The sequence below is a fragment of the Acidovorax sp. MR-S7 genome (assembly GCF_000400995.2).
In the GTDB taxonomy this organism is placed as follows: domain Bacteria; phylum Pseudomonadota; class Gammaproteobacteria; order Burkholderiales; family Burkholderiaceae_C; genus MR-S7.
Genome location: NZ_DF238987.1, coordinates 44,039 through 55,417 on the forward strand (window position 1 = coordinate 44,039; position 11,379 = coordinate 55,417).

Consider the following 11,379-nt stretch of genomic DNA (forward strand, 5'->3'; position numbering starts at 1 on the left):
ATGGCGTCAGCGTCCAGACTTTCCGAGCAGGCCCGAGGGGCGGAAGATCAGCATCAGGATCACGAAGCCGAAGAGCAGCATGTCGGACATAGCGCTGGACATGAAGGTGTTGGCCCCGCTCTCCACCACGCCCAGCAGCAGGCTGGCGAGCGCGGCGCCGGGAATGCTCCCCAGCCCGCCGAGGATCACCACGATGAAGGCCTTGAGCAGAGGGGTCGAGCCGATGCTCGGCGAGACCGAGAACACCGGCGCCATCAGCGCGCCCGCCACGGCAGCCAGCGCCACACCGATGCCGAAGCCCAGCGGATACATGAGGTGCGAGCGGATGCCCTGGGCGCTGGCGATCTCGGTGTCCTGCACCACGGCACGCAGCGCGCGCCCGCCCTTGCTGTGCATGAGGAACAGGTAGAGCAGCGCCAGCACGGCGATGGAAAACGCCACCACGTACAGCCGCGACATGGGCAGCATGATGGGGCCGAGGGACACCACGCCTTCGGCCACCGGCGGCATGGACTGCGGATCCGGCCCGAAGAGCAGCAGGGCGCCGTTCTGCAGGATCATCCCCAGCCCGATCGTGCTGATCATCCCGTTGAGCTCGTTGCCGCGGAAGCCCTTGAGCACGACCACCTCGATGAGCCAGCCCGCGACCAGGGTCACGGCGAAGGTGGCAAGCACCGCCACCAGGAAAGGCAACTGGAACCGGGTGACACAGACATAGGCGACGAACGCGCCCAGCATGTAGAACTCGCCATGCGCGAAATTGACCACGCGCATGACGCCGAAGACCAGTGTGAAGCCAATGGCCATCAGCAGGTAGAGCAGCCCGATGATGAGGCCATTGGTCAATGCCTGACCAATGAGGAACGTGAAATCCACGGCGGTACCCAGCAGGTTCTGTGCTTACTTGCAGGCAGTGAGGGAGCAGGTGCTCTCGACCACTTCCTGCCCGTCCTGCACGCGCGCGATGTAGAACGGCGCGCTGATCTGGTGGTTGGAGCCGTAGACCTCCTTGCCCGTCCAGTTGAGGGTGCCCAGGATGCCCTTGAAGTCCTTGATGCCTTCGAGCGCCACGCGCACCTTGTCCGTGTCGGTGGTGCTGCCCGCCTGGCCAATGGCCTGGAACAGCATGCGCGTGCCGTCGTAGAACGCGGGGCTGAAACCGTTCATGCGCTTCTTGTACTTGCCGAAGTAGCGCTCGGCATAGGCCTTGACCTCCGCATTGGCGGGGTCGATCGGCGTGTTGACCAGCATGCCGTTGGTCGCGCCCGCGCCCGCCACGTTGACGATCTCGGTGGTGGCCGGGCCGCCGCTGCGGATGATGTGCCCCTTGAAGCCCAGCTCGCGCGCCTGCTTGACGATGAGGCCGGCGGTGCCCGGCGCATTGCCGTCGAGCTCGATGGCGTCCACGCCCTTGGCCATGATGCGGGTGAGCAGCGGCATCATGTCCACGCGCTCGCGTTCGAAGAACTCCTTGGCGTCCATCTTCGCGCCGGCCTTGGCGTAGGCCTTCTCCAGGTCCTGGGCGATCTGCTGGCCGGTCTCGTCGTTGGGGAACAGCGCGCCCACCTTCTTGATGCCCTTGGCCTTGACGATCCAGTCGATCTGGGGCTGCGATGTCTCCATCGTCGTCAGGTTGGGGCGGAAGCTGAACGGCTTGTCGGCCGCCAGGGCCTTGTCGGTGAAGCCCAGGGTCAGCATGACGACCTTGTTCTTCTCCATGATCGGGCCCACGGCCAGCGCGGCGGCCGAGCCCACGGGGCCGATCACGTACTTGACCTTGTCCTCGAACACCAGGCGGTTGGCGGCGGTGACGGCCTCGCCGGCCTGGTACTTGTCGTCATAGGCGACGACCTTGACCTTGTATTTCTTGCCGCCCACGTCGAGGCCGCCCTTGGCGTTCACGTCGTCGGCGGCCAGCTCGGTCGCGTACAGCATGGCCTGGCCCCAGGCGGCGCCCGCGCCGGACAGCGTCACGATGGCGCCGATCTTGAGTTCTTCCTGGGCGAATGCGCCGCAGCCCACGCACAGCAGCGAGGCGGCAAGGATTTTTTTCATGGTTGTCTCCTGGAGGATGGTTGGGGGTTGGAATGGAGTGCCGGCATGGCTCAGAGGGCTGCTATCTCGTCCAGCACGGGCAGGATGTATTTCCTGAACTGCGCGGGGTTCTCGCTCATCGGGAAATGCCCCAGCTCCTTCATGAGGGTCACCTTCGCGCCGGGAATGGTTTCGGCGGTGCGGATCGAGTCCTCGGGACTGCAGGAAAAGTCGTATTCGCCCGTCAGCAGGTAGAGCGGCGTGGCGGCCGTATCGATGCCGCCCAGCTTGCCGCGCAGGTCGGAATCCACGCGGTAGAAATACAAATCGCCCTTGAAGATCCCGGGGCCGCTCTGCTTGTATTGCCACAGGGTCTCATGGCGGTATTCGCTCGGGCTTTGCGGTGCGATCAGGCCTGACACCAGCGCGGCGCAGACCTCGCCGCCATGCACGTCGGGGCGGTTGAGCCAGCCCGTGTCGTACCAGGGCTGCTGGTGGTCAGCGCTCTCCAGGCCGATGAGCGCCCGGAATTCGGCGCCGTGGGCATGCGCCAGCTGCAGCACGATCCGGCCGCCGATCGAGCAGCCCATGACCACCGGCCTGTCCAGCCCCAGCGCGGCGCTGAACGCGCGGATCGTGGCCACGTAGCGCTCGGTGGTGAGTTCGTAGTCCCGCTCGTGGAAGCCGACGGGCGGATAGGACTTTCCGTGCCAGGGCATGTCGAACGCGATGACGCGGAATTTGCCAGTGATAGCGCCGTCGCTGAGCAGATGGCGGAACTGCCGGCCATCGGAGCCGGCCGTGTGCAGGCACAGCAAGGGAATGCCCTGGCCGCATTCCTCGAAATAGATGCGGCACGTCTCGCTCAGGACATCCACGTGGATGTAGCGGCCGACGATGGGCTCGATGCGGTCATTCATCTGGTGTCTCCTCGCTGGTGGTTCAGGCGCCCGCGGGCACGTGGCGCGGCATTTCCAGCACGTCCTTGAGGTACTGGAGATGCGAGAACAGCAGCCGGGTGTCCCCCTCGATCACCATCTCGCCCCGCTTGTGCAGGGCGAAGATGTCGTGCCAGCCGGGAAGAGGCACCTGGTCCCAGAGCCGCTCCCAGGCCTCGGCCGTTCCCTGCACGAAGAGCGCGCACGGATGGAACAGCGCGAACCGCTGCGTGACTTCGGCGACTTCGCCCTGGTGGATGCGCAGCAGAAACCGCGCCGTGCCGACGACGACGACGAGGTCGGCCGTCAACGCCCGGCCCCGGTGCACGAGGCAGGCGTTCGCGTTGACATGCGGCGCGAGGGACGCGAACCGCTCGGCCAGGGAGGTGTGCGTGGTGTGTGAGCTCATGCCGTTGCGCTCGGGTGGTTCAGCCGATCCCCGGCAGAAGGGGCGCCGCGGTCATGGACTGCAGGCGCTCGAAGCTCATCCCTTCGCACATCCAGCGGACTGCCAGCCCTTGCGCCGTGACGTCGATGACCGCGCAATCCGTGTAGATGCGGTCCACCACGCGCGCACCCGTGAGCGGGTAGGTGCACTCGGTGACGATCTTGGGCTCGCCCGCCTTGCTCACGTGCTCCATGACCACGAAGACCTGTCGCGCGCCGACCACGAGGTCCATGGCACCGCCCACGGCGGGGATCGCGTCGGGCGCGCCGGTGTCCCAGTTGGCCAGGTCGCCCAGGCTGGACACCTGGAACGCGCCGAGCACGGTCAGGTCGATGTGCCCGCCGCGCATCATGGCGAACGAGGTCACGTGGTCGGTGATGGATGCGCCCGCCAGCAGCGTGACCGGTTCCTTGCTCGCGTTGATGAGGCTCAGGTCCGCGGCGCCGCCCGCGGGCGCGGCGCCCATGCCCAGGATGCCGTTCTCGCTGTGCAGGATCACGTCGCGGCCCGGCGGCAGGCACTTGGAGATCAGCGTGGGGATGCCGATCCCCAGGTTGACGTAGCTGCCGTCGGGAATGTCGTTCGCGACCTTGGCCGCCATCTCGGCGCGGCTGAGCCGCCGGATATTCGCCCTCATGCCTGTCCTCCCACTTGCACCACGCGCTGCACGAAGATGCCCGGCGTCATCACATGCTCGGGCGCGAGCGTGCCCAGCGGCACCACCGCATCCACCTGCGCCACCGCCACCCGGGCGGCCATGCACATGACGGGGCCGAAGTTGCGCTCGGCGTTGCGGTACATGAGGTTGCCCCAGGGGTCGGCCGTCTGCGCCTTCACGAAGGCGAAGTCGCCGTGCAGCGGCTGCTCCAGCACGTAGCCCACGCCGTCGATGACGCGGGTTTCCTTGCCATCGGCCAGGCGGGTGCCGTACGAGGTGGGCGTGAAGAAGGGCCCCAGGCCAGAGCCCGCCGCGCGCATGCGCTCGGCCATCGTTCCCTGGGGCACGCATTCGAGTTCGATCCTGCCGGCGCGATACCACTCGGCGAATGCGACGGCGTTGGGCTCCAACGGGTTGGACGAGCGCGCGAACGAACACACCATGCGCCGCACGCGCCCGGCTTCCACCAGCTGGCTCAAGCCGATCTTGCCGTTGCCCGCGTTGTTGTTGACAATGGTGAGTTCGCGCGCGCCCTGGTCGAGCAGCGCGCAGACGAGTTCGGTGGGCACGCCGGAGATGCCGAAGCCGCCGATGAGGATCGTCGCCCCGTCGCGCACGTCGCGCACGGCCTCGTGCACCAAGGCAGTCACTTTGTTGAGCATGCCGGCTCCTTGCCTGGTGCGTTCACAGCGTTTCCTCCACGCCGAAGATCGCCGTGGACTGGCTCGACAGCGTGCCGCCGTTGCCGTGCGCCAGGGCGATGCGCGCATCCTTGACCTGGCGCGCACCGCACTCGCCGCGCAATTGCCGCACCGCCTCGATCACGAGGAAGATGCCGTACATGCCCGGGTGCACGCACGAGAGCCCGCCGCCGTTGGTATTGACCGGCAGCCGTCCGCCCGGCGCGATGCCGCCGTTCTCCACGAACGCGCCGGCCTCGCCCTTCTTGCAGAAGCCCAGGTCTTCGAGGAACAGCAGCGTGTTGATCGTGAAGGCGTCGTAGAGGCCCACCACGTCCACGTCCGAGGGCGCGAGGCCCGCCATCTCGAAGGCGCGCCGGCCCGACTCCGACGCGGCGGTGACGGTGAGGTTCTCCATGGACGAGATCTGCCGGTTCCACACCGCCGTGGCGTTGCCGAGCACGTACACAGGCTTGGGCACCTGGGCCTTGGCGCGGTCTGCGCGCATGAGCACGAAGGCGCCCGCGCCGTCGGTGACGAGGCAGCAGTCGCGCACCGTGAGCGGCGTGGAGACCATGCGCGCGGAGAGCACGTCGTCGATGCTGAGCGGATCGCGCATCACCGCCTCGGGGTTGAGCTGTGCCCAGCGGCGCGCGGCCACGGCCACCTCGGCGAGCTGCTCGCGCGTGGTGCCGAACTCGTGCATGTGGCGCGACGCGGCCAGCGCGTAGGACGTGAGCGGCTGGATCGGCGCGTAGGGGTGCTCGTAGGGCAGCGGGTCGATCAGGCGGAACGCCTCCGACATGGCCTTGCGCGAGAACGTGCCCGTCTTCTGCGTGCTGCCGTAGCACACGAGCACCGCATTGCACTGGCCGCTCTCCAACGCCAGCATCGCGGGCATCAGGTGGGCGATGAAGCTGGAGCCGCCCAGCATGGTGCTGTCGATGAACTGCGGCCGCAGGCCCAGGTATTCGGCCACCGGCAGCGCCCACATGCTGGCCGCCGAGCTGCAGGTGGCCAGGCCGTCGATGTCGCGCAGGGTGAGCCCCGCGTCGGCCACCGCCGCGAGCGCGGCCTGGCCCAGGATTTCCATGGCGCTGAAGCCAGGCGCCTCGCCGATGCCGGCATGACCCACGCCCACGATGGCGGCCTTGCCGCGCAGTTGCTGGAGACTCATTGCGCACCTCCCGCGCCTTGGGGAACGAAGACCACGAGCGGCTTGCCGTCCTGCTCCACGATGCGGGCCTGCACGCGCATGCCGATGCGCACCTGATCCTGCGGATGCTCCTGCACACGGCCCATCATGCGCACGCCTTCGTCCAGGTCGACGAGCACGATGGCGTAGTCGGTGCCGGTGCCGGGCTTGCCCATGACCACGCTGCAGGCATGGACGGTGCCCTGGCCGCGGGCATCGACCCAGCGCAGATCGGCGCTGCCGCAGTGCGGGCAGACAACCCGTGGGTAGAACACGTGCCGCGCACACGCGCCGCATTGCTGGACGCGAAGATGGCCCTGGGCCAGATGGTGGAGATAGGCGGCGTCGGGGCCGCCCAGGGATGGGGCGATGGCGGTCATGGTCGTTCAGGTGGGTTCGGTGGGCACCACGTAGCCGGAAAGGGACTCGCCCTGCGCCACGAGTTGCGCGAGCAGCGGCGCAGGCTCCCACAGCGGGCCGTGGAGGCGGTGGAATTCCTCGATGCGCGCGAGCACCTGGGGCAAGCCCACGGTGTCGGCATAGAACAGCGGGCCGCCGCGCGCGGCGGGAAAGCCGTAGCCGTTCACGTAGATCACGTCGATGTCGCTGCCGCGGCGCGCCACGCCGTCCTGCAGGATGCGCGCGGCCTCGTTGACGAGCGCGTACATGGTGCGCTCCACGATCTCCTCGTCGGTGATCGCGCGGCGCGTGATGCCCGACTCGCGGGCACACGCATCGATGATCGATTCCACGGCCGGATCGGGCACGGGCGCGCGGCTGCCCGGCTCGTAGCGGTAGAAGCCCGCGCCCGTCTTCTGCCCCAGGCGGCCCGACTCGCAGAGCCGGTCGGCGATGTGGCAGTAGCGCAGGTGCCTGGGGCGCGTAGGGGCCTGGCGCTTGCGCGCGGCCCAGCTGATGTCCAGGCCGGCCATGTCGCCCATGCGCAGCGGGCCCATGGCCATGCCGAAGCGCTCCACGGCCTGATCCACCCGCGCGGGGCTCGCGCCCTCCTCCAGCAGGAAGTGCGCCTCGCGCGTATACGGGCTCACCATGCGGTTGCCCACGAAGCCGTCGCACACGCCCACCACGGCGGGCACCTTGCCAATGCGCTTGGCCACGCCCAGCACCGTGGCGATCACGTCGGGCGCCGTGGCCCGGCCGCGCACGATCTCCAGCAGCTTCATGACGTGAGCGGGGCTGAAGAAGTGCAGTCCCACCACGTCCTGCGGACGGCGCGTCACGGCGGCGATGTCGTTGATGTCGAGCCGCGAGGTGTTGGTCGCCAGGATGGCGCCGGGCCTGGCTATGGCGTCCAGTTGCTGGAACAGGCCGTGCTTGACGGCGATGTCCTCGAAAGCCGCCTCGATGACCAGATCCGCCTCTGCGAGCTCCTGCATGGCCGTGGAGCCGTGGATGCGCGCCAGGCGGTCCTGCATCTGCGCCGCGTCCAGCTTGCCCTTGGCCACCGTGGCCGCGTAGTTGCGGCGGATCGTCTCCAGCCCCTTGGCGAGGGCCGCGTCGGTGACCTCGACCAGCGTCACGGCGTAGCCCGCATTGGCGAAGGCCATCGCGATGCCGCCGCCCATCGTGCCCGCGCCTATCACACCCACGCGCTGCACGGGGCGCAGGGCCGCGCCCTGCGCATCGGGCGGCGGCTTGGCTGCCTCTCGCTCGCCGAAGAACAGGTGGCGCAGCGCCTTGGACTGCGTGCCGTTCACGAGCTCGACGAAGCGCTGCCGTTCGAATGCCAGACCTTCCTGCAGCGGGCCGTCGAGCGATTTCTCGACGCAGGCGATGCACTGCAGCGGCGCCTCCAGGCCACGCGCGGTCTTGCGCGCCTTCTCGCGCGCGGCGCCGAACAGCGCCGCCGCATCGGCGGGCGGCGTGACGGCGCGCGCGCCCGTGGGCCGCAGCGCCTTCGCGGGATCGAGACCGGCCGCAAACGCGATCGCCCGCGACAGCCAGTCGCCTTCGAACACCGCGTCCAGCAGGCCCGCCTCCAGCGCCTTGGTGGCGCTGACCGTCCTGCCGGAGACGATCCAGTCCAGCGCCGTCTCGACGCCCACGAGCCGGGGCAGGCGCTGCGTGCCGCCGCCGCCGGGCAGCAGGCCCAGCTTCACCTCGGGCAGGGCCACCGACGCCTGGGCATCGGCCACGCGCCAGTGGCAACCCAGAGCCAGCTCCAGGCCGCCGCCGAGCGCAGAGCCGTGGATAGCTGCCACCACGGGCTTGCCGAGGTTCTCGATGCGCTGGATCAGTTGGGGCGTAGTCGGCTCGGCCACGCCGCGTGGTGTGTTGAACTCACGGATGTCCGCGCCACCCGAGAACATGCGGCCCTCGCCCGCGAGCACGATGGCGTCGATGGCCACATCCGCCACGGCCGCGTCCAGCGCCGCCGACAAGTGCTGGCGCAACGCAAACGACAGGCCGTTGACGGGCGGGTTGGCCCATCGGATCAGGGCCACCCGGCCGTGGCGCTCGAAGCCGCCGTTCATCGCAGTTCCACCAGGGGCTGGCCTTCGGCCACTTCCGCGCCGACCTCGACCAGGTAGCGCACCACGGTGCCGCCGGCCTCCGCCTCCACGGGAATCTCCATCTTCATGGATTCGACGATCAACAGCGGGTCGCCGGCCGACACGCTGTCGTCGGGAGCGGTGCAGTGGGTGACGACGCGGCCCGCCAGCGGAGAGCAGAGAGTGGGCATGGGAAATCTCCTGGATGGACGTTGTTTCAAAGAGGGCGCGATGCGATCGCAGCGCCCAGTTGGGTGTGCAGCTGGCCGGCCGCGAACGCCGGGTCGCGCAGGACGCGCAGCACGTAGGGAATGTTGGTTTTCACGCCTTCGACGCGAAAGCGCTCCAGCGCGCCGGCCAGCCGGGCGACCGCTTCGGCCCTGTCGGCACCATGCGCGATGACCTTGGCGAGCATCGGGTCGTAGTGGCTCGACACACGGGTGCCGGCGGCATAGCCCGTCTCCACGCGAATGCCCTCGCCCGCCGGCGGCGTGAACACGGCGAGTTCGCCGGGGGACGGGAAGAAGCGCACGGGGTCTTCCGCGTAGATGCGCGCCTCCACCGCGTGGCCGTTGCATGCGACGGGCGCGGGCAGCACGGCGGCGAGCGGCTCGCCCGCGGCCAGCCGGATCTGCGCCGCGACGATGTCCACGCCCGTGACTTCTTCCGTCACCGCGTGCTCCACCTGCAGCCGCGTGTTCACCTCCAGGAACGTGAAGCCCGTCGCGGGGGTGTAGAGCATCTCCACGGTGCCGATGACGTCGTAGCCGATGCCGGCCAGGATCGCCTCCAGCCGCCGGGCCATGGCCTGCACAGCGTCTCGGGGAATGTCCGGCGCGGGCGCCTCCTCGACGACCTTCTGGTTGCGCCGCTGTACGGAGCAGTCGCGTTCGTACAGGCAGCGCACCTGCCCGTGGCGGTCCGCGAGGAACTGGAATTCCACGTGCCGCGGCATGTCTATCAGCGTCTCGAAATACAGCTCCGATGCGCCGAAGGCCTTGGCCGAGGTGGACTGCGCCTGCCGCCAGGCCGCGGCGATCTCCCCCGCCCCACGCACCGGCAGCATGCCGATGCCCCCGCCGCCGTTCGCGGGCTTGAGCATGAGGGGGAAACCCATGCCGCAGGCGACCCGGGTCACTTCGTCGAGGTCGTCCGGCAGCAGGGCGCTGCTGCGCGTCATGGGCATGCCGTGCGCCTGCATCAGCGCGCGCGCCGCCGTCTTGTGGCCCAGGGTCTTGATCCAGCGCGGGCTGGGGCCGACGAAGCACAGCCCCTCGGCCTCCACGCGTTCGGCGAAGGCCGCGTTTTCGGACAGGAAGCCATAGCCCGGGTGCACCGCATCGGCGCCGGTGTCCCGGGCCGCACGCAGCACGGCCTCCTGGTTCAGGTAGCTCGCGGAAGCGGGCGCGTCGCCGATGCAGACCGCCGCATCGGCCTCTTTCAGATAGGGCATCCGCTCGTCGGCGCTGGAATGCACCGCGACGGACTCGATCCCCAGGGCCTTCGCCGCGCGGATCACACGGGCCGCCACCGCACCGCGGTTGGCGACCAGGATGCGGCGGATGGAGCGGGACGCCCGCGCTGGCATGGTTTCGCTCATGGACGGAACCCGAAGCGCACCGGGCCGGCTTGGCGCAGCGGCGCGGCGAGGTTGGCGAACTCGACCAGCAGGGCGCGCGTGTCCTGCGGGTCGATGATGTCTTCCACCACGAACGCCTCGGCGCTGCGGAAGGGCGAAGTCAGGCTGCGCACGCGGGCCTCGATGCGCGCGCGCGCTGCGTCGGGGTCGCCGGCGGCCTCGATCTCGGCCTTGTAGGCCACCTCCAGCCCGCCTTCGATGGGCAGCGAACCCCACTGGGCCGAAGGCCACGCATAGCGGAAGTTGAAGCGCTCGGCGTTCTGGTGCCCGCCTCCGGCGACGCCGAAGGCCTTGCGCAGGATTACCGTGCACCAGGGCACCGTGCTCTGCGCCACGGCGGTAAGCGCACGCACGCCGGCGCGCATCACGCCTTCCTTCTCGGCCTCCAGGCCGATGCGGAAGCCAGGCACGTCCACGAGGTTGAGCACGGGCAGGTGGAACTGCTCGGCCAGGTCCACCATGCGCATGTACTTCTCGGTCGTCTGGCGGTCCCAGGCACCGCCGTAGTGGTACGGATCGCTTGCGATGACGACGACCGGCCAGCCGTCGATGCGCGCCAAGCCCGCCGCGATGGCCTTGCCCCAATGGCGGCCGATCTCCATGAACGAGCCGCTGTCCACCAGGGTCTCCACGATGGTGCGGATCTTGTAGACCGAGCGCGTGTTCTCCGGAATGGCGCCGCGCAGCGCCGCCTGGTTCGCCGAGGCTTCGCGCCCGCCTTCGGCGCGCGGGGGCAGCTCGTGCACGGACGCGGGCAGGTACGAGAGGAAGCGGCGCGCACGCTCGAAGGCTTCGGCCTCGGAGGCGACCTCGTCGTCCACCACACCATTGCGCGCGTGGATCTGTGCGCCGCCCAGCTCGTTCTTGCCGAGCACCTGGCCCGTGCGCGCCACCACGGGCGGGCCCGCGACGAAGAGCTGCGCGGTATCGCGCACCATCACCGAATAGTGGCTGGCGGACACGCGCGCCGCGCCCAGCCCCGCCACCGATCCCAGCGCCAGCCCCACGACGGGCACGGTGGCCAGGTTGCGCGCGATGTAGGGCCAGGACTTGAGCTTGGGCAGCAGCGTGTGCCCCTTGAGCTCGATGTTCTTCACCGAGCCGCCGCCGCCCGTGCCGTCCACCAGGCGCACCAGCGGCAGGCGCAGGTCATGCGCCATCTGCTCCGCCACGATCATCTTGTCGCCCACGGCGCCATCGTTGGCGCCGCCGCGCACGGTGAAGTCGTCGCCCATCACCACGGCGGGGCGCCCCCCCCTGCGCGCGCGGCCCCC

Annotated in this window: 12 protein-coding genes; all 12 read right to left on the minus strand. The window is 69.3% G+C overall.

Annotated features, from left to right (window positions below; all coding sequences use genetic code 11):
* Nucleotides 1–6: 6 nt before the first annotated feature.
* Entirely contained in the window at nucleotides 7–876 is an 870-nt protein-coding gene (locus tag AVS7_RS20655; protein ID WP_024001971.1) for a branched-chain amino acid ABC transporter permease, read from the minus strand.
* 24 nt (nucleotides 877–900) lie between these two features.
* Complete coding sequence (locus AVS7_RS20660) at nucleotides 901–2,055, minus strand: ABC transporter substrate-binding protein (RefSeq protein WP_020229969.1); 1,155 nt, start codon at nucleotides 2,053–2,055, stop codon at nucleotides 901–903.
* Between the two features lie 50 nt (nucleotides 2,056–2,105).
* Entirely contained in the window at nucleotides 2,106–2,954 is an 849-nt protein-coding gene (locus AVS7_RS20665) for an alpha/beta fold hydrolase (RefSeq protein WP_020229970.1), read from the minus strand.
* 22 nt (nucleotides 2,955–2,976) lie between these two features.
* The gene (locus AVS7_RS20670; RefSeq protein ID WP_020229971.1) at nucleotides 2,977–3,381 is read right to left on the minus strand and encodes a hypothetical protein; all 405 of its coding nucleotides are present in this window, start codon (nucleotides 3,379–3,381) and stop codon (nucleotides 2,977–2,979) included.
* Between the two features lie 19 nt (nucleotides 3,382–3,400).
* Nucleotides 3,401–4,045, minus strand: coding sequence for a 3-oxoacid CoA-transferase subunit B (locus AVS7_RS20675; protein ID WP_034691314.1), 645 nt, complete (start codon nucleotides 4,043–4,045; stop codon nucleotides 3,401–3,403).
* A gap of 8 nt (nucleotides 4,046–4,053) precedes the next feature.
* Entirely contained in the window at nucleotides 4,054–4,740 is a 687-nt protein-coding gene (locus tag AVS7_RS20680; RefSeq protein WP_020229973.1) for a 3-oxoacid CoA-transferase subunit A, read from the minus strand.
* Nucleotides 4,741–4,762: 22 nt separating this feature from the next.
* Nucleotides 4,763–5,935: a thiolase gene (locus tag AVS7_RS20685; RefSeq protein ID WP_020229974.1), complete on the minus strand. Its 1,173-nt coding sequence runs from the start codon at nucleotides 5,933–5,935 to the stop codon at nucleotides 4,763–4,765.
* Nucleotides 5,932–6,333, minus strand: a complete 402-nt coding sequence (locus tag AVS7_RS20690; protein WP_020229975.1) for a Zn-ribbon domain-containing OB-fold protein — start codon at nucleotides 6,331–6,333, stop codon at nucleotides 5,932–5,934. The genes AVS7_RS20685 and AVS7_RS20690 overlap by 4 nt, the downstream gene beginning before the upstream one ends.
* 6 nt (nucleotides 6,334–6,339) lie before the next feature.
* On the minus strand, nucleotides 6,340–8,448 hold the full coding sequence (locus AVS7_RS20695) for a 3-hydroxyacyl-CoA dehydrogenase NAD-binding domain-containing protein (RefSeq protein ID WP_020229976.1): 2,109 nt from the start codon (nucleotides 8,446–8,448) through the stop codon (nucleotides 6,340–6,342).
* Nucleotides 8,445–8,657, minus strand: a complete 213-nt coding sequence (locus AVS7_RS20700; protein WP_020229977.1) for an acetyl-CoA carboxylase biotin carboxyl carrier protein subunit — start codon at nucleotides 8,655–8,657, stop codon at nucleotides 8,445–8,447. The genes AVS7_RS20695 and AVS7_RS20700 overlap by 4 nt, the downstream gene beginning before the upstream one ends.
* 26 nt (nucleotides 8,658–8,683) lie before the next feature.
* On the minus strand, nucleotides 8,684–10,066 hold the full coding sequence (locus AVS7_RS20705; protein ID WP_024001974.1) for an acetyl/propionyl/methylcrotonyl-CoA carboxylase subunit alpha: 1,383 nt from the start codon (nucleotides 10,064–10,066) through the stop codon (nucleotides 8,684–8,686).
* Nucleotides 10,063–11,379: acyl-CoA carboxylase subunit beta (locus tag AVS7_RS20710; protein ID WP_034691317.1), on the minus strand; the 1,317-nt coding region annotated here is incomplete at its 5' end. The genes AVS7_RS20705 and AVS7_RS20710, both read right to left, overlap by 4 nt.